This is a genomic window from Paracoccus bogoriensis (assembly GCF_019431455.1).
In the GTDB taxonomy this organism is placed as follows: domain Bacteria; phylum Pseudomonadota; class Alphaproteobacteria; order Rhodobacterales; family Rhodobacteraceae; genus Paracoccus; species Paracoccus bogoriensis.
The window spans coordinates 1-304 of sequence record NZ_JAHYSR010000076.1 but is presented as its reverse complement, the minus strand read 5'-3'; the positions used below and the strand labels follow the sequence as shown (position 1 = coordinate 304).

General features: G+C 65.1%; 1 protein-coding gene. It reads right to left on the bottom strand.

Translation table 11 applies throughout. From position 1 onward, the window contains the following. On the bottom strand, positions 1–166 hold a 166-nt coding region (locus KY389_RS15120), incomplete at its 3' end, for a transposase (protein ID WP_485020561.1). Positions 167–304: the final 138 nt, after the last annotated feature.

The following is a 304-nucleotide window of genomic DNA, read 5'->3' as shown; positions in this document are numbered from 1 at the left end:
CGGGGCGTCCGTTGTCGACGCGATAGAGGGCAGCCACTTCGCCGCGAAGCCACGAAAGGTCGAGAACCTGATCGATCCTCACCAGCACATGGTCATCGGGGATCAGTTCCCGCAACGACCCGGTGATGAAAAGCTCCGGTTGCCCGCGCTCCTTCCGACCCAGCATCGCAGCCTCCCATCCGCCGATACGGAAATCAGAGGCATGGTGCTTCTTCAACAGCCCCCGGGGGCCGATTTCCCGCCGAACGGGGGCCCGACGACAAGCGCGGGCGCCTGATCGGGCGCACGAAGGGTGGGCTGAACA